The sequence below is a fragment of the Streptomyces sp. 11-1-2 genome (assembly GCF_003595545.1).
GTDB classification, from domain to species: domain Bacteria; phylum Actinomycetota; class Actinomycetes; order Streptomycetales; family Streptomycetaceae; genus Streptomyces; species Streptomyces hygroscopicus_B.
Genome location: NZ_CP022545.1, coordinates 7,611,399 through 7,634,532, shown reverse-complemented (window position 1 = coordinate 7,634,532; position 23,134 = coordinate 7,611,399). Strand labels below are relative to the sequence as shown.

General features: G+C 72.4%; 15 protein-coding genes. 4 read left to right on the top strand and 11 right to left on the bottom strand.

Annotated features, from left to right (window positions below):
* Positions 1-10: 10 nt before the first annotated feature.
* The 3 genes from CGL27_RS32885 to CGL27_RS32875 all read right to left on the bottom strand — a co-directional run bounded on the left by CGL27_RS32885 (position 11) and on the right by CGL27_RS32875 (position 6,352).
* Complete coding sequence (locus tag CGL27_RS32885; RefSeq protein ID WP_078647689.1) at positions 11-1,861, bottom strand: acetolactate synthase large subunit; 1,851 nt, start codon at positions 1,859-1,861, stop codon at positions 11-13.
* Positions 1,862-2,085: 224 nt separating this feature from the next.
* A complete protein-coding gene (locus CGL27_RS32880; protein WP_119991595.1) occupies positions 2,086-5,007 on the bottom strand; it encodes an EAL domain-containing protein in 2,922 nt (973 codons plus the stop codon).
* A gap of 346 nt (positions 5,008-5,353) precedes the next feature.
* Positions 5,354-6,352 carry a 2-hydroxyacid dehydrogenase gene (locus CGL27_RS32875; RefSeq protein ID WP_240450722.1) on the bottom strand — a complete coding sequence of 333 codons (999 nt, stop codon included), beginning with the start codon at positions 6,350-6,352 and terminating at the stop codon, positions 5,354-5,356.
* Between the two features lie 76 nt (positions 6,353-6,428).
* On the opposite strand from CGL27_RS32875, the gene CGL27_RS32870 reads away from it, so the two are divergent.
* From CGL27_RS32870 to CGL27_RS50320, 3 genes are all read left to right on the top strand, one after another.
* Positions 6,429-7,427 carry an aldo/keto reductase gene (locus CGL27_RS32870; RefSeq protein ID WP_119991593.1) on the top strand — a complete coding sequence of 333 codons (999 nt, stop codon included), beginning with the start codon at positions 6,429-6,431 and terminating at the stop codon, positions 7,425-7,427.
* 198 nt (positions 7,428-7,625) lie between these two features.
* Complete coding sequence (locus CGL27_RS32865; RefSeq protein WP_162953121.1) at positions 7,626-8,819, top strand: PQQ-dependent sugar dehydrogenase; 1,194 nt, start codon at positions 7,626-7,628, stop codon at positions 8,817-8,819.
* Between the two features lie 165 nt (positions 8,820-8,984).
* On the top strand, positions 8,985-9,152 hold the full coding sequence (locus CGL27_RS50320) for a DUF6191 domain-containing protein (RefSeq protein WP_162953120.1): 168 nt from the start codon (positions 8,985-8,987) through the stop codon (positions 9,150-9,152).
* Positions 9,153-9,348: 196 nt separating this feature from the next.
* Here the strand turns inward: CGL27_RS50320 and CGL27_RS32860 are convergent, their stop codons facing one another.
* From CGL27_RS32860 to CGL27_RS32850, 3 genes are all read right to left on the bottom strand, one after another.
* Positions 9,349-12,525, bottom strand: a complete 3,177-nt coding sequence (locus CGL27_RS32860; protein ID WP_162953119.1) for an AAA family ATPase — start codon at positions 12,523-12,525, stop codon at positions 9,349-9,351.
* Positions 12,526-12,649: 124 nt separating this feature from the next.
* On the bottom strand, positions 12,650-12,841 hold the full coding sequence (locus CGL27_RS32855; RefSeq protein WP_159037860.1) for a hypothetical protein: 192 nt from the start codon (positions 12,839-12,841) through the stop codon (positions 12,650-12,652).
* 228 nt (positions 12,842-13,069) lie between these two features.
* The gene (locus CGL27_RS32850; RefSeq protein WP_119991590.1) at positions 13,070-15,352 is read right to left on the bottom strand and encodes an MMPL family transporter; all 2,283 of its coding nucleotides are present in this window, start codon (positions 15,350-15,352) and stop codon (positions 13,070-13,072) included.
* Positions 15,353-15,481: 129 nt separating this feature from the next.
* Between CGL27_RS32850 and CGL27_RS32845 the strand changes: the two genes are divergently transcribed.
* Entirely contained in the window at positions 15,482-16,972 is a 1,491-nt protein-coding gene (locus CGL27_RS32845) for a M81 family metallopeptidase (RefSeq protein WP_119991589.1), read from the top strand.
* A 227-nt stretch (positions 16,973-17,199) separates the two neighbouring features.
* Here CGL27_RS32845 and gatB read toward each other — a convergent pair whose 3' ends face one another.
* The 5 genes from gatB to CGL27_RS32820 form a co-directional block, all read right to left on the bottom strand.
* Entirely contained in the window at positions 17,200-18,705 is a 1,506-nt protein-coding gene (gene gatB / locus CGL27_RS32840; RefSeq protein WP_078643883.1) for an Asp-tRNA(Asn)/Glu-tRNA(Gln) amidotransferase subunit GatB, read from the bottom strand.
* A 15-nt stretch (positions 18,706-18,720) separates the two neighbouring features.
* A complete protein-coding gene (locus CGL27_RS32835) occupies positions 18,721-18,960 on the bottom strand; it encodes a hypothetical protein (RefSeq protein ID WP_014055101.1) in 240 nt (79 codons plus the stop codon).
* Positions 18,957-20,450: an Asp-tRNA(Asn)/Glu-tRNA(Gln) amidotransferase subunit GatA gene (gatA, locus tag CGL27_RS32830; protein WP_119994664.1), complete on the bottom strand. Its 1,494-nt coding sequence runs from the start codon at positions 20,448-20,450 to the stop codon at positions 18,957-18,959. The genes CGL27_RS32835 and gatA overlap by 4 nt, the downstream gene beginning before the upstream one ends.
* A 5-nt stretch (positions 20,451-20,455) precedes the next feature.
* The gene (gatC, locus tag CGL27_RS32825) at positions 20,456-20,752 is read right to left on the bottom strand and encodes an Asp-tRNA(Asn)/Glu-tRNA(Gln) amidotransferase subunit GatC (RefSeq protein WP_014055099.1); all 297 of its coding nucleotides are present in this window, start codon (positions 20,750-20,752) and stop codon (positions 20,456-20,458) included.
* Between the two features lie 202 nt (positions 20,753-20,954).
* Entirely contained in the window at positions 20,955-23,063 is a 2,109-nt protein-coding gene (locus tag CGL27_RS32820; RefSeq protein WP_119991588.1) for a bifunctional diguanylate cyclase/phosphodiesterase, read from the bottom strand.
* Between the last annotated feature and the right edge of the window lie 71 nt (positions 23,064-23,134).

The following is a 23,134-nucleotide window of genomic DNA, read 5'->3' as shown; positions in this document are numbered from 1 at the left end:
GGTCCTGGTCTCAGTCGTCTGCGCCGTCGCCGAAGTCCGGGCGGGTGTCGCGCGCCGCCAGGATCTCGTCATTGGAGGTGCCGGCCGCGACCATCGGCCAGACCATGGCGTCCTCGTGGACGATGAAGTCAACGACCACCGGGCGGTCGTTGATCGCGTTGGCCTTCTCGATCACGGCGTCGAGGTCGGCCGGGTCCTCGCAGCGCAGCCCGACACAGCCCATGGCCTCGGAGAGCTTCACGAAGTCGGGGACGCGGGTGCCCGCGTTCTGCTGGGCGGGGCTGTCGGGGCCCGAATGCAGGACCGTGTTGGAGTAGCGCTGGTTGTAGAAGAGGGTCTGCCACTGGCGGACCATGCCCAGCGCGCCGTTGTTGATGATCGCGACCTTGATCGGGATGTTGTTCAGCGCGCAGGTGACCAGCTCCTGGTTGGTCATCTGGAAGCAGCCGTCACCGTCGATCGCCCAGACCGTACGGCCCTCGGCACCGGCCTTGGCGCCCATGGCGGCCGGGACGGCGTAGCCCATGGTGCCGGCGCCGCCCGAGTTCAGCCAGGTGGCGGGGGTGTCGTAGTCGATGAAGTGGGCGGCCCACATCTGGTGCTGGCCGACGCCCGCGGCGAAGATCGTGCCCTCCGGAGCGAGCTGCCCGATCCGCTGGATGACCTGCTGCGGGGAGAGGCTGCCGTCGGCGGGCTGGTCGTAGCCGAGCGGGTAGGTCTCCCGCCACCGGTTCAGGTCCTCCCACCAGCCGGTGTAGTCACCGGCACGGCCCGCGTCGTGCTCGGCCTGGACGGCGACGACCAGGTCCGCGATGACCTCGCGGGCGTCCCCGACGATGGGCACGTCGGCGACGCGGTTCTTACCGATCTCGGCCGGGTCGATGTCCGCGTGGACGATCTTGGCGTAGGGGGCGAAGGAGTCCAGCTTGCCGGTGACGCGGTCGTCGAAGCGGGCGCCGAGCGCCACGATCAGATCGGCCTTCTGGAGGGCGGTCACGGCGGCGACGGTGCCGTGCATGCCCGGCATGCCCAGGTGGAGGTGGTGGCTGTCGGGGAAGGAGCCCAGCGCCATCAGGGTGGTGGTGACCGGCGTGCCGGTCAGCTCGGCCAGCACCTTCAGCTCGGCGGTGGCCCCGGCCTTGATCACGCCGCCGCCGACGTACAGCACCGGGCGCTGGGCCTGGGTGATCAGACGGGCGGCCTCGCGGATCTGCTTGGCGTGCGGCTTGGTGACCGGGCGGTAACCGGGCAGATCGGTCTGCGCCGGCCAGGAGAAGGTGGTCTGCGCCTGCAGCGCGTCCTTGGCGATGTCCACCAGGACCGGGCCGGGGCGGCCGGTGGAGGCGATGTGGAAGGCCTCGGCGATCGTGCGCGGGATGTCCTCGGCCTTGGTGACCAGGAAGTTGTGCTTGGTGATCGGCATGGTGATGCCGCAGATGTCCGCCTCCTGGAAGGCGTCCGTGCCGATGGCCTTGGAGGCCACCTGGCCGGTGATCGCGACGATCGGGACCGAGTCCATATGCGCGTCGGCGATGGGGGTGACCAGGTTGGTGGCGCCGGGGCCCGAGGTCGCCATGCAGACGCCGACCTTGCCGGTGGCCTGGGCGTAGCCGGTGGCGGCGTGGCCCGCGCCCTGCTCGTGGCGGACGAGCACGTGCCGCACCTTCGAGGAGTCCATCATCGGGTCGTAGGCGGGGAGGATCGCGCCACCGGGAATGCCGAAGACGGTGTCGGCACCCACTTCCTCGAGGGAACGGATGAGGGACTGCGCGCCCGTGACGTGCTCGACGGGGGCGGACTGCGGTCCGCCGCTACGGGGCCGAGGCTGGGGGTGATGGGACCCGGGGGCCTGCTCGGTCATCGGCATTCTCTTCTCGAAGATGAGGTTCGGTGCGGGAGGGTGAGGGCGGGCGGTGCACCGGGTGCCGGTGCAACAAAAAACCCCTCGTGCCGTAAGGCAAGCGAGGGGAGCGCGCCGGTGAGGGTCCGCAGGGCTTCAACCAGCCCTGCTCAGCCGACGCGCTGTCCAAGTACGAGAATTCGGGTGCGCATGGCTCCGACCCTCCCCCCGGCGCACATCGAGTGTCAAGTGGGTGGGACGGGCGTCTCAGTATTTGAGCGGGTCGGCGGGTGGGTGTGCGGCTCCGTACGGCGCGGCCCATGGGAGCCGCCATGCCCGGCGTGACCGCCGTGCCGGATCGGCAGGGGGCCGCCGACGAGCAGCGGCGGCTCCGAGCGCGGGACGGGATAGCCGCCGCGCAGCAGGGCCCGGCGCAGCCGGTGCTCGTCCAGCGGTCCGCTGAAGGCCGCCCCTTGGGCGTGGGTGCATCCCATACCGCGCAGGGTGACGATCTGCTCGGGCAACTCCACCCCCTCTGCGATGGACTGCATTCCGAGGTCTCCGGCGATCCTCAGCAGCCCAGCGGTGATCTTGTGGAGCCGTGAGGACTCGACCACTCCCTCGACCAGCCCGGGGTCCAGTTTCAGCACATCGATGGGGAGCCTGCGCAGCGCCCTGATCGCGGCATAGCCGCTGCCGAAGCCGTCGAGGGCGATCCGCACCCCCAGGCGGCGCAGCGCGCCGAGGCGGTGCTCGAGCTCGTCGAGTGGCACCCGTGGATCGCTGTCGGTCAGCTCCAGGATCAGCCCGCCGGACGGCAGCCCATGGCGGGCCAGCAGGGTCTCCACGGCCTTGGGCGGCAACGACTTGTCCACCAGCCGGCTCGCGGGGAGCCGTACGCAGACCGGGACCGGATGGCCGTCACGGCGCCGCTGGGCGGCCTGCTCGACGGCCGCCTCCAGCATCCAGCGGGACAGCTCGGCGGTGCGGGCCGTGTCCTCACCGCCCCCGCGGCCGTTGTCGGCGACCCGGAGGAACTCGGCGGGGGTGAACAGGATTCCCTGGGCCGAGCGCCAGCGAGCCTGCGCCGCGACCGCGGTGATCCGGCCGCTGGTCAGCTCGACGACGGGCTGGTGCAGCAGCACGAACTCCCCGTCGTGCAGGGCGGCACGGAGTCTGGTGGCGACCTCGGCGCGACGCGCCACCTCGGCCTGCATCTGCGGTGCGTACAACTCGACGCGGTTCTTGCCCGCGGCCTTGGCGCGGTACATCGCCAGGTCGGCGTTGCGCATCAGGGCGCCGGGGCTGGTGCCGGGCTCGGCGAAGGCGACGCCGATGCTGGCGGCCACGCGGACCTCGGTGCCGCCCTCGACCCGGTAGGGCTGGGAGAGCCGGACCCGCAGCCGGTCGGCGATCTCCATGATGCGCTGCTCGCGGGCGCCCGCGTCCCCAGCGCCGTCGCCGTCGCCGATGATGAGGGTGGCGAACTCGTCGCCCCCGAGCCGGGCCGCGCAGTCGCCGGACCCGGACCGCACGGACTCCTGGAGCCGGCGGGCGGCCTGGACCAGCAGCTCGTCACCGGCGTGGTGGCCGACGGTGTCGTTGACCGCCTTGAAGCCGTCGAGGTCGATGAAGAACACGGCGGTGCCGGCGTCCGTACGGCGGCGGCCGCCGACGGCGTGCCAGACCCGGCGGGTGAACAGGGCACGGTTGGGCAGATCGGTGAGCGGGTCGTGCTCGGCGTTGTGCTGCAGCTGGGCCTGGAGCCGGACCCGCTCGGTGACATCGCGGCTGTTGAAGATCAGCCCGCCGTGGTGGCGGTTGATCGTGGACTCCACGTTGAGCCAGTCGCCGGAGCCGGAGCGGAAGCGGCACTCGATGCGCGTCGTGGGCTCCTCGCCCGGTGCGGCGGCCAGGAACCGGCGGACCTCGTGGACCACCGATCCGAGGTCCTCGGGGTGGATGAGGGAGGCCAGCTCGGAGCCGACCATGTCGTCCGCGTCGCGGCCGTAGACCCCGGTGGCGGCCGGGCTGACGTAGCGCAGGATTCCGGTGGGTGCGGCGATCATGATCACATCGCTGGAGCTCTGCACCAGGGAGCGGAAGTGGTTCTCCTTCTGGGCGAGCTCCTGGGTGAGCCTGATGTTGTCCATCAGCATGATCGCTTGTCGGACGACGAGCGCGAGCACGACCGCGCAGGCGGTGGAGAGCACCACCCCGTCGATCGGCCGGCCGTCCATCACGTTGAACAGGACCCCCAGGGTGCAGACGGCGGCGGCGAGATACGGCGCGAGTGCGGCGAGCGAGCCCGCGATGGGGACGCTCTGCTGCGCGGTGCGGCGCGCCGACGGCGGGTCCTGGGCGGCCTCGCGGCGGGCCACCCACGGGGCGTAGGCCAGCAGCGTGGAGCCGGCGAACCACCCGGCGTCGAGTATCTGCCCGGAGCGGTAGTGCTCGCGCAGCAGCGGTGAGGTGAACAGCGCGTCGCACAGCACGGTGAGCGCGAAGGCGGCGATCGCGGTGTTGACCGCGGAGCGGTTGCCCGTCGAGCGCCGGAAGTGGAGCACGATCACCATGCTGACGAGCACGATGTCCAGCAGCGGATAGGCGAGCGCCAGGGCCCCGCGGGCCACGGAGGCGCCGTCCCCGCCGAACTGCCCGGTGTGGGCGAGCGCGAGGCTCCAGGAGAGGGTCACCAGCGATCCGGCGATCAGCCAGGCGTCCAGCCCCAGGCAGATCCACCGGGCCCGGCTCGTGGGGCGCTTGGCGAGCACCAGCATCCCGACGATGGCGGGCGGGGCGAAGAGCAGGAAGCAGAAGTCGGCGGCCGAGGGGGTCGGCACGGAATGGCCGAGCACCACCTCGTACCAGCCCCAAACGCCGTTACCCAGAGCGGCCATGGCCGAGGAGGCGGCGAACAGCAGCCAGGCCGGGCGCAGTCGCCCGGCGTGCCGGCGGCCGTGCCACAGACAGGACACCGCGGCGGCGAGCGCTGCCGCGCTGAGTCCGAAGTCACCCATGACGAGGGCGAGTTGGGACGATCCCCAGCCGAGGACCGCACCCACCGCGTAACCGCCGCAGACCAGGGCGAGGACCACTTGCGGTAACAGTCCGGCACCGCCGTCGGAGACCGACGGCCGGGCGAGCACCGCTCCCGGGGCGCTCACTGGACTGCCATCCACTGCGTGGCGGACCACTGGCGCCGCGGGGCCCCCGGGAGCGGTATCCCCGCGGGCCTCGCCGAGTTGGAGATCCGCGCGGCTGCGCGGAAGTGTCGCGGTCGACGCCTGAGCTGCGTCGGGTTGTCGGTCCATCGGCCATACATCGCCCGTCGCCCCCCTCGAGTTCCGGTCCATCGCTGACGCCGTCAGGTCAGTGGCGCAGCCCCCGCTCGGGACGATACACCAGACTGGTCACTCAGGGACATAGGCCATCTACGGTCCGTAACCGACTACGGCGTTGTATATACGCAGTGGAGTCAATCGGTGCCTGTATGTGGTGCCAGAGGCATGTCTACCCCGTCGTGGCGACGAGATGTGCCAGCGACTCGCCGTGTGCGAAGCGGTTCAGCTGAGCCCTCAACAGCCGCTTGGCGCGCGGGAGAAAGGCCGACGTGGGGCCGCCCACGTGCGGGGAGATGAGCACCCCTGGAGCGTGCCACAGCGGATGCCCGGCGGGCAGTGGTTCGGGGTCGGTCACATCGAGCGCGGCCCGCAGCCGGCCCGACTCCACCTCGGTGAGCAGGGCCTTGGTGTCCACGACCCCACCACGGGAGACGTTCACCAGCAGCGCCCCGTCCTTCATCCGCGAGAGGAACTCCGCCCCGGCCAGGCCGCGGGTGGCCTCGGTGAGCGGGGTCACCAGCACCACCACATCGGCTTCCGGAAGCAATTGGGGCAGTTCGTCGATCGGATGCACCGGGCCGCGCTCGGTCGTGCGCGGGGAGCGCGCGACGCGCGCCACCCGCTCGCACTCAAAGGGCACAAGCCGGTCCTCGATCGCGCTGCCGATGGCCCCGTAGCCGACGATCAGTACAGACTTGTCGGCAAGCGCGGGGCGGAAGCCGGAGCGCCACTCCTCGGCGTCCTGGCCCCGGACGAAGTCGGGGATACCGCGCAGCGAGGCCAGGATGAGGGTGAGGGCGAGCTCGGCGGTGCTCGCGTCGTGCACCCCGCGTGCGTTGCACAGCCGTACCCCGGGGGCGAGGTCCGCCAGCGCGGGCTTGATGTGGTCTATTCCGGCGGTGAGGGTCTGCACCACCCGCAGGTTGGTCATGGCCGACAGCGGGCGGGTGCACACCTGCGGCGGCTTCATGTACGGGACGCAGTAGAACGCGCAGCGCGCCGGGTCGGTGGGGAAGTCGGGGCCGCCGTCCCAGTGGGCGTATTCGAGGGTGTCGGGCAGGCCGTCGATCTCCTCGGGCGGGATGGGCAGCCACACCAGGTCGCGCGCTTCGGATGAACGCTGAGTCGCATCGTGCTGGCGGAACGTATCGCTGTGATCTGCACTCATGCCAGGAGGCTATGCGATCACCGGCAGCCCGCAGAGGTTAGTTTGGGGTCCGAGGGAACGGGAGGGGTCAGGCGAGGTGAAGCGCAGGAGAATCGGAGCGGCGGCGCTCGAAGTGGGTGCGATCGGCCTGGGATGCATGCCGATGAGCTGGGCGTACACCGCTTCGCAGCGCAGTGGCGAGACTTCGGTGCGCGCCGTGCACACCGCGCTCGACTCGGGCACGAGCCTGCTGGATACCGCCGACATGTACGGCCCCTTCACCAATGAGCTGCTGGTGGGGCGGGTGCTCAAGGAGCGGCGGGCGGACGCCTTCGTGTCCACCAAATGCGGACTGCTGGTGGGCGAGCAGCACATCGTGGCCAACGGGCGGCCCGGCTATGTGAAACGGGCCTGCGACGCCTCGCTGCGCCGGCTGCAGACCGATGTGATCGACCTCTACCAGCTGCACCGGGCCGACCCGGAGGTGCCCATAGAGGAGACCTGGGGCGCGATGGCGGAGCTGGTCGCGGCCGGGAAGGTGCGGGCGCTGGGGCTGTGCGCCGTGGGTGCGCGGGCGCAGCGGAGGGCGGGCGCGCGGATGCACGACGCCACGGTGCGCCAGCTGGAGCGGGTCCAGCAGGTCTTTCCGGTCAGCTGTGTACAGGCGGAGCTGTCGGTGTGGTCGCCCGATGCACTGGAGGCGCTGGTGCCGTGGTGCGCCTCGCGCGGGGTGGGCTTCCTGGCGGCGATGCCGCTCGGCAACGGCTTCCTGAGCGGGACGCTGACTCCGGGGCAAGGCTTCGAGCCGGACGACATGCGCGCCCGGCATCCGCGGTTCACGGCGGAGATGATGGCCGCGAACCAGCCGATCGTGGCCGGTCTGCGACGGGTCGCCCAGCGGCACGGGGGCGAGGTGACCCCGGCGCAGGTGGCCCTGGCCTGGCTGCTGGCGCAGGGGCCGCATGTGGTGCCGGTGCCGGGGACGAAGCGGGAGCGGTGGGCGGCGGAGAACTGCGCGGCGGCCGATGTGCCGCTCTCGCACGAGGACCTCGCGGAGATCGCGGAGCTGCCGCCGGCGCGCGGGTCGTGGGACTGAGGTGCCGCGTGCGGGCTCTGGTAGGGGCCCGGCTCTGGTCCGGGCCTGGTCCGGGTCCGGCTCTGGTGCGGGCCCGGCTCTGGTGCGGGCCCGGCTCTGGTGCGGGCCCGGCTCTGGTGCGGGCCCGGTTCGGGGATGGGAACCCGGCGCGGGGCAGCGGTGTATAAGAATCAGTGCCGTGCCGCGGCACACGTGCCCATGGAGAGGAATCCGACCGTGCGACGCCCTCGCGTGACCTCTGTACTCGCCGCCGCGGCCGCCGTGTTGCTCGTGGCGGGCTGCTCGTCCGACGGCGACAGCATCACCAGACCGGGCGGCCGCTCGTCCGCGCCCTCGAAGCCGGGCGGCGGGGGCGCCTCCTCTGGCGCGCCCTCGCCGACGGAGTCCGCGGCGCCCGCGAAGGGCTCGGTGAAGGTGGTGCGCACGCTCACCACGAAGCTGGACTCCCCCTGGGGGCTCGCGCCGCTGCCCGGCGGGGATCTGCTGGTCTCCTCGCGGGACACCGGGAAGATCTTCAAGGTCTCGGCGGATACCGGGAAGAAGACCGAGGTGGGGTCCGTCCCGGGCGTCTCCGCCGCCGGTGAGGGCGGGCTGCTGGGGCTGGCGGTCTCCTCCGACTTCGGCGCGGACCACATGATCTACGCGTACTTCACCACCGACTCGGACAACCGCATCGTCCGCATGGTGTACGACGACAAGCGCCCCGCGGGCGATCAGCTGGGCGCCCCGGACACGATCTTCAAGGGCATCCCCAAGGGCGCGATCCACAACGGCGGCCGTATCGCCTTCGGCCCGGACAAGATGCTCTACGCGGGCACGGGAGAGAGCGGTGACCGCGGGCTCGCCCAGGACATGGACTCCTTCGGCGGCAAGATCCTGCGGATGACCCCGGACGGCGAGCCGGCGCCCCGCAATCCGGACGCCCAGTCGGTCGTCTACACCTGGGGTCACCGCAATGTGCAGGGCCTGGCCTGGGATACGGACAAGCGGCTGTGGGCCTCCGAGTTCGGCCAGGACACCTGGGACGAGCTCAATCCGGTCGAGCCGGGCAAGAACTACGGCTGGCCGGAGGCCGAGGGCAAGGCCGGCAAGAAGGGCTTTGTCGATCCGATCGAGCGGTGGAAGCCCAAGGACGCCTCGCCGAGCGGGATCGCCTTCGCCAAGGGCGCGATCTGGATGGCGGGGCTGCGCGGTGAGCGGCTGTGGCGCATTCCGCTGAAGGGCGACAAGCCGGTGGCGAAGCCGCAGTCGTTCCTGGACGGGAAGTACGGACGGCTGCGCAGCGTGGTGGCGGCGGACGACGGGGGGCTGTGGCTGACGACGAGCAATACCGATGGGCGTGGCAAGCCGGGTAAGCAGGATGACCGGATCCTGCGACTGGAGGTCCGCTGAGGGGAGGGTGAGGTCCGCTGAGCGGAGAGGGAGCCCGCTGAGGAGCGCTGAGGGGAGGGTGAACCGGCCGATCATGGCACCCAGTTCGGCGGACATGTCGCGGCGTGCCCGTTCTGTGAGCGGTCTGCCTACACTGGCAGCAGCCGCACGCCTACGGGGGTCGTCATGTTCAACCTCATCGAGGAGCTCTTCGCACCCGGCCGCAAGCACACCGAGGAAGAGCGCAACCGGCTGGAGTACACGCTCGACGAGACGGGCAGCAGTGACCCGGGGAAGGGCCCTGTGGACCTTGACTCCGGCCGGGTGGTGATCCGGCCCCGCGAAGAGAGCTGACCCGGCGGACGGTCAGCGCACGGCGCGGGTTGTGAGCGCCGCGCGTCAGGTCAGCACCCAGTGCGTCCCGTCAGCCGGCGCGTCCCGTCAGCGCCTCCGTGTACCCGGTCAGCGCCCCGCGAACCCCATCAGGGCGCGTCCGCGTCCCGCCGGCCCGCGCGTCACGTCACAGCACCCCGCGCGTCCCGTCACGTGCTCAGCGCGCCGCCGCGCCGTCGGTCAGGCCGTCCACCAGCCGCAGCCGATGGGCCACGGCGGCCGCCTCGCCCCGGCCCGAGACGCCCAGCTTGGCGAGGATGTTGGAGACATGGACGCTCGCCGTCTTGGGCGAGATGAAGAGTTCCTCGGCGATCTGGCGATTGCTGCGCCCCGCGGCGACCAGCCGCAGCACATCCCGCTCCCGGGGTGTCAGCCCCAGTTCCTCGGCCGGATCGGCGGGCTCGGCGGCAGGGACCGGAGAGCCCGGGGTCTGGGAGCCCGGGGTCTGGGAGCCCGGCCCCCGGGAACCCTGAGTCCGGGAGCCCGGGGCTGGGGGCAGCGCGGGGGTGCGGGGCAGGGACGCGTCGAGCGCGGGGCGGGTCGCGGCGGACGCCAGGGGCAGCCGGGCGCGCCGGGCCAGCAGCTCGATCTCCTCGCGCAGCGGGCGGGCGCCCAGCCACTCGGCCACGGCATGTGCCTGGACGAGCAGTTCGGCGGCGTGCTCGCGATCGGCCTGGGCCGGGGCACCCTGGCCGGGGGTGAGCAGCGCCTCCGCCCAGCGGTGGCGGGCGCGGGCCAGCGGATACGGGCAGTCCAGCACGGCGAAGGCGTCCGTGGCCTCGGCCCAGAGGTCGGGCCGGTCCCGGCCCTCGGCGCGCTCCAGTTCGGCCTGGAGCATCGCCGCGTGGGCGCGCCATACCGGCACGGGCTGGGCCACCCGCTTCGCGGCGGCCCGGAGGCGGGCCAGCGCCTCGCCCCGGCCCGGCTCGGCCGTGGGCAGTCCGCGCGCGGCCGACTCGGCCGCGGCGGCCGTGTACAGCAGCGGCCAGGCGTAGCGCTGATTCCCGGGCGGGAAACCGGCCTCCACGACCTGGTCCAGCACGGCCCGGACCTCCAGGATCCGGCCGCGTGCCGCCGCGAGTTCGATGACCCGGCCCGCGACCTGGAGGGTGTACTGCGGTTCGGTGTTGTGGGCGCCGTAGTGTTCCCGGGCGGCGGCCAGCTCGCGCTCCGCCGTGTCCCACTCGCCGCGCGCCAGCGCCAGTTGGGCGAGCCGGTTGGCGGCGGTGCCGTGCGGCTTGGTGCCGAGGGCGAGCCGCCGGGTCTTCCGGGCCGCCGCCTCCGCCTCGCCCCAGCGGCCCAGGGAGAAGAGCGACTCGGCCAGATTCCCGTACAGCCAGGCCCGGGAGTCCACCAGGCCGACGCGGTCCAGGATCCGGGCGCCCTCCTCGGCGGTCTCCACCGCCTCGGCCGACCGGCCGACCCCCTCCTCCGCCGAGGCGAGATTGACATAGCACCGCCCCAGGACGCTGATGTCGCCGAGGGCCACGGCCCGCCTGCAGACCTCGCGCATCTCGGCCAGCCCGCGCTCGGTGTCGCCGGAGTCACCGGTGAAGTAGCCGAGCGTCAGCCGGGCGTTCAGCTCCGTGCTCTCGGCGCCGACCATCCGGGCCAGCTCCACCGCCCGTTCGGCGGCCGCCAGGCCCTCCGGCCCGGGCCGATGAGTCATCGTCCAGCCCGCCACCTGCGCCATGACGTCCGCGTGCACGGGGGACGGCGGCAGCCCGCGCACCAGCTCCTGGGCACGGCTCAGCTCCGCCCATCCGTCCCCGCGTGCCAGGCCCTCCATCAGCTTGGACTGCTGGGTCCAGAACCAGGCGGCCCGCAAAGGGTCATGACCGCTTCCGTCCAGGGCCCGCAGTGCCCGCTTGGCGACGGCCAGCGCCCGCTCCCGCTGCCCGGACATATGCGCGGCCACCACCACCTCGGCGAGCAGATCGAGCTGGCGCAGCGCCTGGTCCTCGCAGCCGCAGGCCGGGTACACCTCGGCGTAGTCCACGGGCCGCTGCGCCTCCCGTATCTCCTCGGGGGCGTCCTCCCACAGCTCCATGGCCCGCTCCAGCAGCCGCAACTGCTCCGCGTGGGCGTACCGCCGCCGGGCCTCGACGGACGCCTGGAGTACGGCGGGCAGGGCCTTGGCGGGGTCGTGTGCGTAGTACCAGTAGCTGGCCAGCCGGGCGGCCCGCTCATCGGCCCGCACCAGCGCGGGCTCGGCCTCCAGGGCCTGTGCGAAGCGCCGGTTGAGCCGGGAGCGCTCCCCGGGCAGCAGATCGTCGACGACGGCCTCGCGCACCAGCGCATGCCGGAAGCGGTAGCCGCTGTCGTCGGCCGTGGGGCGCAGGATGTGCGCCCCGACCGCGGCCCGCAACGCGTCGATCAGCTCGTCCTCGCCCAGCCGGGCGACCGCGCGCAGCAGTTCGTACTCCACGGAGGAGCCGCCCTCGGCGAGGATCCGCACCACCCCCTGGGCCTCCTCGGGCAGCGCCTCGACCCGCACCAGCAGCAGATCGCGCAGGGATTCGCTGAGCCCGGTGCTGCAGCCCTCGTTGAGGGAGCGGGCGATCTCCTCCACGAAGAAGGCGTTGCCGTCGCTGCGCTTGAAGATCCGGTCGACCAGGTCGCGCTCCGGCTCGGCCCCGTTGATCCCGGTGAGCTGGGCGTGCACCTCGCCCCGGGTGAAGCGGGACACCTCGATGCGCCGCACCTCGCGCATCCGGTCCACCTCGGCGAGGAAGGGACGCAGCGGATGGCGGCGGTGGATGTCGTCGGAGCGGTAGGTGGCCACGACCAGCAGCCGGGCGCTGAGCAGCGAGCGGAAGAGATAGCCGAGCAGTTCGCGGGTGGAGCGGTCGGCCCAGTGCAGATCCTCGATGGCGACGACGAGGGTGCGCTCCGCGGCCAGCCGCTCCAGCAGCCGGACGGTGAGCTCGAAGAGCCGGGCCCGGCCGTCCCCGTCGTGGGACGCGCGGGCGGTCTCGCCCAACTCGGGCAGCAGCCGGGCCAGTTCGCCCTCCTGTCCGGCGGCGGCCCCGTCCAGCTCGGTGCCCAGTTTGCGGCGCAGTGAGCGCAACACGGTGGACACGGGCGCGAACGGCAGCCCGTCGGCGCCGATTTCCACACAGCCGCCGACCGCCGCGACGGCCCCCGCGGCCACGGACGAGGCCAGGAACTCGTCGATGAGCCGGGTCTTGCCGACCCCCGCCTCCCCACCGACCAGCAGCACCTGCGGCTCGCCCGCGGTGGCGCGGGCGAGCGCGTCCTCGAGGGTGGCCAGCTCCTGGGCGCGGCCCACGAACACCGGGCTGACAGACGTGGTGTGCACGTCGTCGAGCATCGCATAGGGCTCCGACACCGCGGCACCGGCTTTTCCGGCCCCCGCCGCCCCGACGCCCGCTGCCTCAGCCCCCGCCCCGGCCCCGGCCCCGGCCCCCATGACGAGCCGCACGGCCCGGCCTCCCTCAGGCCGCCGGGCCGTACGACCGTGGTGAGCGATGGCCGCGCCACCGCCGGACCGGCCTCACCCGCCCTCCGGACTCACGCTCCGCCGACCGGCCGCCGGACTCCTCCACCGCCTCCCGGACCAACCGGTGAGCGGTGGCCTCCCGCAGCAGCTCGGCCTCGCGGATCCGGTGCAACTCGTGGTGCAGCATGGTGTTCTCCCTGGTGACGAGCGTTTCGTGGAATGCGTCCACTCTCGTCGCCCAGGAGGGTCCGGCACATCGGGAAGCTGCCTGATCTTCGCTCGGCCCAGGGCCTTAGGCCCCCTGCCCGCACGGCTGAGGAAGCCTGAGGAAGGTCCTTAGGGCAGAGGAAGGTCCTTAGGGCAGACAGAGAGGTCCTTGGGGCAGAGGAGGGTCCTCAGGGGCAGAGGAGGCTCCTCAGGGAACCGGCGACCGCGCCGTACCGGCCCGCGCCGCGCCGCTCCCCGACTGTCCCGGCAGCGACACCGGCACCGGCCCGGACGCCCGGCCCTCGCCGCCGCCCTCCGCATCCCGCGCCGCGTCGCCCTCCGCCTCGATGCTGATCTTCGGCAGCAGCCGCTCCAGCCAGCCCGGCAGCCACCAGTTGGCGCCCCCGAGCAGATGCATCAGCGCGGGCACCAGGAGCGTACGGAGGACGAAGGCGTCCAGGGCGACCGCGGCCGCCAGCCCGATGCCGAACATGGCGATGATCCGGTCGCCGCTGAGCACGAACGCCGAGAAGACCGCGATCATGATGACGGCCGCGGAGTTGATGACCCGGCTGGTCTCGGCGAGCCCCACCCGGACCGCGGTGCGGTTGTCGCGGGTGCGCCGCCACTCCTCGTACATCCGGCTGACCAGGAAGACCTGGTAGTCCATGGAGAGCCCGAAGAGCACCGACACCATGATCACCGGCAGGAAGGGCTCGATCGGGCCCGCCCTGCCCAGCCCCAGCAGTTCGCTCCCCCAGCCCCATTGGAAGATCGCGACCACCACGCCGAAGGACGACGCGACGGCGGCCACATTCATGACCGCCGCCTTGACCGGGATGCCGATGCTGCGGAACGCGAGCAGCAGCAGCGCACATCCCAGCGCCACCACCACCCCCACGAACAGCGGCAGCTTGCTGACGATCACCGCGGCGAAGTCGTCGTAGCCGGCGGTCAGCCCGCCGACGTACACCCGCAGCGAGCTGCCCTCCTCGGCGCGGGGCAGCACCTCGGCGCGCAGCCGTCCGACGAGGTCGGAGGTGGCCCGCGACTGGGGTGCCGTCTTGGGGACGACCGTGATGACGCCGGTGTCGCCGATCCCGTCCAGGTCCGCGGCGCTCACCGAGGCGACCCCGTCGATGGTGCGCAGGACCTTGGGCAGTTGGGTGAAGGCCATACGGTCGTCGGCCCCGTCGATGCTGCCCATCAGCGTCAACGGCCCGTTGAAACCTGGCCCGAACCCGTCGGCCAGCAGGTCGTACGCACGTCTGGTGGTCGAGGCCGAGGGGCCGTTGCCCTGATCCGAGGTGCCCAGGTGGAGGGAGAAGGTGGGGAGCGCGAGCAGCGCGATGAGGGCGGCCGCGACCACGCCCAGCAGCTTGGGGCGGCGTTCGACGCAGACCGCCCAGCGGGCGCACAGCCCCTTGGCCGCCGTGGCTTCCGGCCCCCGCTCGGCCAGCCGTCTGCGCTCCCGCCGGCTCAGGGCCCGCATGCCGATCAGCCCGAGCAGGGCGGGCAGCAGGGTGAGCGAGGCGGCGACCGTAAGGGCGACGGTGAGCGCCGCCGCGACCGCCACCCCGTTGAGGAAGGACAGCCGTAGGACCAGCATGCCGAGGAGCGCGAGACAGACGGTCGCCCCCGCGAAGACCACCGCGCGCCCCGAGGTGACCACGGCGCGCTGTGCGGCCTGTTCGACCGACAGTCCGCGCCGCAGCCCCTTGCGGTGCCGGGTGACGATGAACAGCGCGTAGTCGATCCCCACGCCGAGGCCGATCAGCATGCCGAGCATGGGCGCGAAATCGGCGATGGTCGTGGCGTGGCCGAGCAGTCCGATGGCCGCGTACGCCGTGCCGACGCCGATGAGCGCGGTGGCGATCGGCAGCAGCGTCGCCGCGAGCGAGCCGAAGGCGAGGAAGAGGACCACGGCGGCCACGCCGACCCCGATGGCCTCGCTCAGATGGGCGGGTCCGGTCCGCTCGGTGAGCCCGGCGCCCGCACCGCCCATCTCGACCTCCAGGCCCCGAACCCCGGAGGCGGCGGAGCGCACCGTGTCCAGCACCCGGCGCACCTCCGCCTCGCCCAGGTCGGCGGCGGGTTCGCGGAAGGCCACGGTGGCGTAGGCGGTGTGCTGGTCGGCGCTGATCCGGCTGGTGTCATCGGTGCCGTAGGGGCCGGTCACGGAAGCGACGCCCGGCAGGTCCGCGACCTGCCGCAGCGCCGCTGTCATCCGCCGCTCGACCCCCGGCGCGCGTACCGTGCCCGCACCGTCCTCGGTGTGCCAGACGATGGTGTCGCTGTCCCCCGCCCGGTCGGGCAGCCGCCGCTCCAGCAGGGCGGTGACCTTGGAGGAGTCGGTGCCGGGGATGTCGTAGTCGTTCGAGTACGCGGACCCGGTCACGGCCGCCGCCGCGGCGACCCCCGCGAAGGCGGCCAGCCACAGCGCGATGACGATGGCGCGGCGCCTGAGACACCAGCGGGCGAGTGCGGCCATGGCTGCCTTCCGGTTCGGGCGCCAGGGGGCGGCGTGATGTGGTTGTGACCTGAGCACTCTGTCAGGCGGATAAGATCCTTTGCCCCCTTTGTGGGCTTCACCACATGAATGAGCGGGAAGTCGGAGAACATGACTCCTGCCGCTTCCCGAGGCCGCCGCCCGCGTATCGGCATCGGCGGTATGCACATCGAGTCCAGCACCTTCAGCCCGCACCGCGCCGCCTACGACGACTTCCGCGTCACCCGCGACGCGGAGCTGCTGGACCGCTACGCCTGGACCCGGCCGGACGGCGAGCTGGCCGGGCGCGCCGAGTGGGTGCCTCTCCTCCACGCCGTCGCGCTCCCCGGCGGCCCGGTCGAGCGCGAGACCTACGACCGGATCAAGGGCGAGCTGATCGAGCGGCTGCGCCGGGCCGGTCAGCTCGACGGGCTGGTGTACGACATCCACGGCGCGATGAGCGTGGTGGGCCTGGAGGACGCCGAGGGCGATCTCACCGAGGCCGTACGGGAAGCGATCGGGCCCGACGCGCTGATCTCCGCCGCCATGGACCCGCACGGCAATGTCTCCCGCCGCTTCGCTGCCCGCCTCGATCTGGTCACCGCCCACCGTCTCGCCCCGCACGAGGACGCCTGGGAGACCCGCGAGCGCGCCGCCCGCAAGCTGGTGGAGCGCCTCGACTCCGGCCGGGGCCGCCCGCATCTCGCCTGGGTGCAGATCCCGGTGCTGCTGCCCGGTGAGCGCACCAGCACCCGTCTGGAGCCCGCCAAATCGCTGTACGGACGGCTGGCCGCCGTGGAGTCGATGGACGGTGTCGTGGACGCGGCGATCTGGGTGGGCTACGCCTGGGCCGACGAGCCGCGCTGCCGGGCGGCCGTGGTGGTGACCGGCGACGACCCCGTGCTCGCGGTCGAGCAGACCCGCTCCCTGGCCCGCGAGTACTGGGATATGCGCCGCGACTTCGCCTTCGTCGGCCCCACCGGAGGCGCCGACGCGTGCATCGCCGAGGCCGTCGCCTCCTCCGCCCGCCCCTTCCTGATCAGCGACTCCGGCGACAATCCCACGGCCGGAGGCGCCGGGGACCTCGCCTATATGCTCGGCCGGCTGCTGGCCAACGAGGATCTGGCCGCCGGCCGCGCCACCGCCCTGCACCCCGGGATCACCGATCCGGCGGCGGTCGCGGAGTGCTTCGCCGCCGGGCCGGGCGCGACGGTCCGGCTGTCCGTCGGCGGCGGGATCAGCCGGGGGACGGCGGACCACGCCGAGCCCTGCGAGCTGACGGGCGAGGTGGTCGCCCTGCGCCGGGACGACCCGGTCGGCGGGGATCTCGCGGCGGTGCGGCACGGTGGCGTCACGGTGGTCCTGGTCAGCCGCCGCAAACCGTTCCACACTCTGGCCGACTTCGGCGAGCTGGACCCGCGCGACCACGACCTCGTCGTCGTCAAGATCGGCTATCTGGAGCCCGAGCTGTACGACCTGGCGGCGGACTGGCGGCTCGCGCTCACCCCCGGCGGGGTCGACCAGGATCTGGCGCGCCTGGGTCACCGGCGTCTCGCGCGGCCGTTGTACCCGTTCGACGACGAGGGGTTCGAGGTCCCGCATCTGGAGCCGCTGCTGCTCTGAGCTCCGCCGGACGTGCGCCGAGATGCCGTCGATCGTCCGCGGCACCGTCGTGGTCGGCCACGCCCACGCGGCCACGCCCACGCTGCGGAGCCGCACATCGACAGCGCCCCTTCAGGGCGCCCTTCGAACCGCGGCCGACTTCCGCCGATCCGCTGAGGGGCACATACGACGGCGGCGGGGTGCGCCCTCGCGCACCCCGCCGCCGTCATGAACACAACGGACGAACGTCAGCCCTCGACGCCCAGCCTCTCCAGGATCAGCTCACGCACCCGCGCCGCGTCCGCCTGGCCGCGCGTGGCCTTCATGACCGCGCCGACCAGCGCACCCGCCGCCGCGACCTTGCCGCCGCGGATCTTGTCGGCGATGGCCGCGTTGGCCGCGATCGCCTCGTCCACGGCGGTGCCGAGCGCGCCCTCGTCCGAGACGACCTTCAGCCCGCGCTTGGTGACGACCTCGTCCGGGCCGCCCTCGCCCGCGAGGACGCCCTCGATCGTCTGGCGGGCCAGCTTGTCGTTGAGCGAACCCTCCTTGACCAGCGCGCACACCCGGGCGACCTGCGACGGAGTGATCGGCAGGGCCGCGAGCTCCACGCCGTCCTCGTTGGCGCGGCGGGCCAGCTCGCCCATCCACCACTTACGAGCCTGATCGGCCGGGGCGCCCTCGTCGATGGTGGCGGTGATCAGGTCGATCGCGCCCGCGTTGAGCACCGACTGCATCTCGTGCCGGGACAGGCCCCACTCCTCGCGCAGCCGGTTGCGGTACACCCGCGGCAGCTCGGGAAGCCCGCCGCGCAGCTCCTCCACCCACGCACGGGAGGGGGCGACCGGCACCAGGTCGGGCTCGGGGAAGTAGCGGTAGTCCTCTGCCTCCTCCTTGACCCGGCCGGAGGTCGTGGAGCCGTCCTCCTCGTGGAAGTGACGGGTCTCCTGGATGATCGTGCCACCGTCGCCCAGCACCGCGGCATGGCGCTGGACCTCGAAGCGCACGGCCCGCTCGACCGACCGCAGCGAGTTGACGTTCTTGGTCTCGGAGCGGGTGCCGAACTTCTCGACACCGTGCGGGCGCAGCGACAGGTTCACATCGCAGCGCATCTGGCCCATTTCCATCCGCGCCTCGGAGACCCCGAGCGACTTGATGAGCTCGCGCAGCTCGGTCACATACGCCTTGGCGACCTCCGGGGCCTTCTCCCCGGCGCCGACGATCGGCTTGGTGACGATCTCGATCAGCGGGATACCGGCCCGGTTGTAGTCGAGCAGGGAGTGCTGGGCGCCGTGGATACGGCCGGTCGCGCCACCCACATGGGTGGACTTGCCGGTGTCCTCCTCCATATGGGCGCGCTCGATCTCGACGCGGAAGACCTCCCCGTCGACGTCGACGTCCAGATAGCCGTTGAAGGCGATCGGCTCGTCGTACTGCGACGTCTGGAAGTTCTTCGGCATGTCCGGATAGAAGTAGTTCTTCCGGGCGAAGCGGCACCATTCGGCGATCTCGCAGTTGAGCGCGAGTCCGATCTTGATGGCGGACTCGACACCGGTCGCGTTGACCACCGGGAGCGAGCCGGGCATGCCGAGGCAGGTGGGGCAGGTCTGCGTGTTGGGCTCGGCGCCCAGCGCCGTGGAGCACCCGCAGAACATCTTGGTCTTGGTGCCGAGCTCGACATGCACCTCGAGCCCCATCACGGGGTCGTAGGCGGCCAGGGCGTCCTCGTACGACACCAGTTCAGTGACGGTCACGGAAAAACTAACCTCTCAGTCCGCGAGGACGTCGTCGTCGCCCATGCGCTTGAGCTCGCGGACGAGCAGGGCGACGCCGGTGACGATGGCGGCGGCCGAGACCACCGCGTCGGCCAGCTGCAGCTTGTCGTTCTCGAAACGGGCCTTCTTGACCTGCTTCGCCACGCTGACCGCGCCGAACAGCGAGCCCGCGATGGACAGGTAGGTGCCGGGCCGGGACTTCTTGAAGCCCTTGGCCTTCTTGATCGCACTCATAGTGACGGTGCCTCCTCGAGCAGCGGGTGGCCCCACTTGTCGGCGAGCGCGGCCTCGACCGCGGCGCCGACCTTGTAGAGCCGGTCGTCGGCCATGGCGGGGGCGATGATCTGCAGTCCGACCGGCAGACCGTCCTCCGGCGCCAGACCGCAGGGCAGTGACATGGCCGCGTTCCCCGCGAGGTTGGTGGGAATCGTGCAGAGATCGGCCAGATACATCGCCATCGGGTCGTCGGCGCGCTCGCCGATCGGGAAGGCGGTGGTCGGGGTGGTCGGCGAGATCAGCACGTCGACCCGCTCGAACGCCTTCTCGAAGTCACGCTTGATCAGCGTACGGACCTTCTGCGCGGAGCCGTAGTACGCGTCGTAGTAGCCGGAGCTGAGCGCGTAGGTGCCGAGCATGATCCGGCGCTTGACCTCCGCGCCGAAGCCCTCCGCGCGGGTGAGCGCGGTGACCTCCTCCGCGGAGTTCGTGCCGTCGTCGCCCACCCGCAGGCCGTAGCGCATGGCGTCGAAGCGGGCCAGGTTGGACGAGCACTCGGACGGCGCGATCAGGTAGTACGCGGCCAGCGCCTTGTCGAAGGACGGGCAGGAGATCTCCTCGATCTCGGCGCCCAGCTCGCGCAGCAGCTCCACCGACTCGTTGAAGCGCTGCATGACGCCGGCCTGGTAGCCCTCGCCCGCGAACTCCTTGACGACGCCGATGCGCATGCCCCGCACGCTTCCGTTGCGCGCGGCCTCGACGACGGCCGGGACCGGCTCGTCGATGGAGGTCGAGTCCATCGGGTCGTGCCCGGCGATGACCTCGTGCAGCAGCGCCGCGTCCAGCACGGTGCGGGCGCAGGGGCCGCCCTGGTCGAGCGAGGAGGAGAAGGCCACCATGCCGTAGCGGGAGACCCCGCCGTACGTCGGCTTGACTCCGACCGTGCCGGTGACGGCGGCCGGCTGGCGGATCGAGCCGCCGGTGTCGGTGCCGATGGCGAGCGGGGCCTGGAAGGAGGCCAGTGAGGCGGAGGAGCCGCCGCCGGAGCCGCCGGGGATACGGGTGAGGTCCCAGGGGTTGCCGGTGGGGCCGAACGCGCTGTTCTCGGTCGAGGACCCCATGGCGAACTCGTCCATGTTGGTCTTGCCGAGGATGATCACGTCCGCGTCCCGCAGCCGCTGGGTCACCGTCGCGTCGTACGGCGGGATCCACCCTTCGAGGATCTTGGAACCGACCGTGGTCGGGATCCCCTGGGTGGTGAAGATGTCCTTGAGCGCGAGCGGAACACCGGCCAGCGGGCCCAGCTCCTCGCCGCGCTCCCGCTTCTCGTCGACGGCGCGCGCCTGGGCGAGCGCCCCCTCACGGTCCACGTGCAGGAAGGCGTGCACCTTCTCGTCTACGGCCTCGATACGGGCCAGATGCGCCTCGGTCACCTCGACGGCGGTGACCTCGCCGGAGGCGATCCTGGCGGCGATCTCGGCCGCGGTGAGCCTGGTCAGGTCGGTCACGGTGGTCACTCCTCCCCCAGGATCTGCGGCACCTTGAAACGCTGCTGCTCCTGGGCCGGGGCGCAGGCCAGTGCCTGCTGCGGGGTCAGGGACGGACGGACCTCGTCCGCGCGCATGACGTTGGTCAGCGGCAGCGGGTGAGAGGTCGGCGGTACGTCTTGGTCGGCGACCTCGGAGACGCGGGCGACCGCGCCGATGATGTCGTCCAGCTGTCCGGCGAAGTGGTCGAGCTCTTCGGCCTTCAGCTCCAGACGCGCCAGCCGGGCGAGGTGGGCGACCTCCTCGCGCGTGATGCCAGGCATGCAGCGATCCTCAAAGTGAGTGTGGAGTGTTTCGGCCCCAATCCTATGGCTCTCCGCACACGGCGCGCGAAAGGCTTTGGTGCACCCGCGTCATGGCTCCCTCCGCGAGGGGGCACCTCCCAGCGGTAGCCGGGGGAGGAACGGGTAGGCACAACGCACCCGCCGGCCCGCGGCCGACGACGAAACGCCAGGGGCGCCACCCTCACGTCACGGGCTGATCCGCGTCTTCCTCCGCGGGAGCCTGCGCCTGGTCCGACGGCTCCGCCGTCTCGCGGTGCCAGCCGCCCTCGCCCCGCGCCCGCAGCCACGCCGTCGTCTCCTCCGGCGGCATCGCGGCGGCCACCAGCCAGCCCTGCACCGCGTCGCAGCCCAGATCCCGCAGCCGCTCCCAGGTCTCGTCGTCCTCGACGCCCTCGGCCACCACGAGCAGGCCCAGCGAGTGGGCGAGGTCGACCGTACAGCGGACGATCTCGGCGTCCTCGTTGTCCACGGCCAGCCGGGCCACGAAGGAACGGTCGATCTTGAGCTCGCTCACCGGCAGCCGCCGCAGATGGACCAGCGAGGAATAGCCCGTCCCGAAGTCGTCGAGCGACATCTTCACGCCGTGGCCGGTGAGCCCGGCCAGTGTGTCGGCGGCCCGCTGCGGGTCCTCCAGCAGCACATGCTCGGTTATCTCCAACTGCAGGGCGCCCGCCGGGACGCCGTGCCGGGCCAGCCGCCCGGCGACCGCGCCCGCGAAGCCGGGGGTGTGGACATCGCGCGGCGAGACGTTGACCGCGACCGGCACCTCGAGGCCGTCGGCGCGCCAGCGCGCGACCTGGCCCAGCGCGGTCTCCAGGACGTACTCGGTCAGCCGGGGCATCAGCCCGGAGCTCTCGGCCATGGAGATGAACTCGTCCGGCGGCACCCTGCCCCGGTCCGGGTGGACCCAGCGCACCAGCGCCTCCAGGCCCGCCACATGCCCGTCGAAGCCGACCTTGGGCTGGTAGTGCAGGTCGACTTCACCCGCGTCCAGGGCGCGCCGCAGATCGCCGAGCAGACCGAGCCGGTCGGGGGTGTTGCCGTCCCGCCGGGCCTCGTACAGCTCGACTCCGCTGCGGTCCCGCTTGGCCTGGTACATCGCGACGTCGGCGCGGCGCAGCAGCCCCTCGGCGTCCAGTGCGTGGTCGGGGTAGACGGCGACCCCGGCGCTGGCTTCCAGCACCAGGGTCAGTCCGTCCAGGTCGAGGGGGGAGCCGAGGTCGCCGACGAGGACGCGGGCGCTGCGCTGGGCGCTGGTGAGCGAGTCGGTGGTGGGCAGCAGCACCGCGAACTCGTCGCCGCCGAGCCGGGCCACCTCCGCCCCGCGGGGCAGGGCGAGCCGCAGCCGCTCCGCGATCTGCAGCAGCAGCCGGTCACCGGCCAGATGGCCCAGGGTGTCGTTGACCGAACGGAAGCGGTCCAGGTCCAGCAGGACCAGCGCGGTGCGGGTGCCGGCCCGCTCGGACTCGTCCAGCGCGGTCCAGGTGCGCTCCAGCAGCCACTGGCGGTTGGGCAGCCCGGTGAGCGGGTCGCGCAACTGCTCCTCGGCGCGGACCCGGGCGATCCACAGCGTGGAGTCCAGGGCGACCAGCGGCACCGCGAACAGCGGGAGCAGCAGCGGGGTGTCCCCGGCGACGACCACGATGAGGGGGGCGATGCCGAGCAGCGCGATGCCGACGAGGGCCTGCCGGAAGAGCGCGGTGCGGGCGACGGTGGGCAGTCCGGCGCCGGGCGGGGCGAGGGAGCACCACAGCAGGGCGCGGGTCACCGCGAGATAGACGAAGGCGGCCAGGGCCGTCTGGGGGATGGCGGAAACGTCCCAGGTGTCGGTGCGCCAGGGATGTTCGACCGAGGGGGTGGTGCCGAAGGCGGCGAGGGTGAGGGCGGCCGCGCCGACCCCGAGAATGTCGACCGCGCCGTGCAGGGCGGCCTGCCGCCATCGGTGCCGGCGGGCGGCGCCGACCAGGAGGACCACGGCGAGGCTGACCAGCACGGCCGGAATCCAGCCGTAGAGCAGCAGCGCGGCCAGGGTTAACGCGGCCCCGGAGCCGGTGCCGCCCCACCAGCGGTCGCGCCCGAGGGCGACCAGATGGCCGACGATGATTCCGGTGAGCACGGCGAGCGACCAGCCCACGGTGCCGTCGGGAAAGAGCGCATTGCCCGCGTCGAGCACTCGGAATACCCCGATGCCGAGTGCGAAAGCCGCCATGGCGACCGCCGCGGCCGGCAGCGCGGGCAGCACGGCCCGGCGCAGCCGCGACGCCGGGGCGGCGCTTTCGGTCGGTTTCATACCCGTCCCTCTCACAGCCGGCGGTGCCAGCGCCACGGCGGGCGCACACCTCAACAGTAGGCGGCAGAAGG

What these genes read in the sequence shown, in the direction of transcription:
- CGL27_RS32885 (WP_078647689.1), bottom strand. Translation starts at nt 1,861, where the DNA reads ATGACCGAGCAGGCCCCCGGGTCCCATCACCCCCAGCCTCGGCCCCGT.
- CGL27_RS32875 (WP_240450722.1), bottom strand. Translation starts at nt 6,352, where the DNA reads ATGAGTGCAGATCACAGCGATACGTTCCGCCAGCACGATGCGACTCAG.
- CGL27_RS32865 (WP_162953121.1), top strand. Translation starts at nt 7,626, where the DNA reads ATGGAGAGGAATCCGACCGTGCGACGCCCTCGCGTGACCTCTGTACTC.
- CGL27_RS50320 (WP_162953120.1), top strand. Translation starts at nt 8,985, where the DNA reads ATGTTCAACCTCATCGAGGAGCTCTTCGCACCCGGCCGCAAGCACACC.
- CGL27_RS32860 (WP_162953119.1), bottom strand. Translation starts at nt 12,525, where the DNA reads ATGCTCGACGACGTGCACACCACGTCTGTCAGCCCGGTGTTCGTGGGC.
- CGL27_RS32855 (WP_159037860.1), bottom strand. Translation starts at nt 12,841, where the DNA reads ATGCTGCACCACGAGTTGCACCGGATCCGCGAGGCCGAGCTGCTGCGG.
- CGL27_RS32850 (WP_119991590.1), bottom strand. Translation starts at nt 15,352, where the DNA reads ATGGCCGCACTCGCCCGCTGGTGTCTCAGGCGCCGCGCCATCGTCATC.
- CGL27_RS32845 (WP_119991589.1), top strand. Translation starts at nt 15,482, where the DNA reads ATGACTCCTGCCGCTTCCCGAGGCCGCCGCCCGCGTATCGGCATCGGC.
- CGL27_RS32835 (WP_014055101.1), bottom strand. Translation starts at nt 18,960, where the DNA reads ATGAGTGCGATCAAGAAGGCCAAGGGCTTCAAGAAGTCCCGGCCCGGC.
- gatC (WP_014055099.1), bottom strand. Translation starts at nt 20,752, where the DNA reads ATGCCTGGCATCACGCGCGAGGAGGTCGCCCACCTCGCCCGGCTGGCG.
- CGL27_RS32820 (WP_119991588.1), bottom strand. Translation starts at nt 23,063, where the DNA reads ATGAAACCGACCGAAAGCGCCGCCCCGGCGTCGCGGCTGCGCCGGGCC.